Below are 212 nucleotides of genomic sequence, written 5' to 3' on the forward strand. Positions count from 1 at the left end.
GACTCCATTTCAGCAGGTGTTGGAACGGTAAACTGCGGACGTTTTGCACCCGCTTTTTCTGGTGTTTTTACCGTCGGGACTAGCTTTGTTTTTTGAGAAACGGGTTGTTCTGTCTCAGGTTTAACCGGGATTTCTTCTTCCAGCGGATCGTTAACGGGCGGAAGCAACTTCCTTTCATCATCCGGCGTCAGTTCGTTATTGCTGGCAATATT

At 47.6% G+C, this 212-nt stretch carries 1 protein-coding gene; it reads right to left on the bottom strand.

Going from position 1 to position 212, the window contains the following annotated elements:
* The coding region (locus FDX19_RS25125; protein ID WP_212734717.1) for a hypothetical protein at window positions 1-212 on the bottom strand (212 nt) is incomplete at both ends.

The sequence above is a fragment of the Citrobacter sp. wls619 genome (assembly GCF_005281345.1).
GTDB lineage: Bacteria > Pseudomonadota > Gammaproteobacteria > Enterobacterales > Enterobacteriaceae > Citrobacter.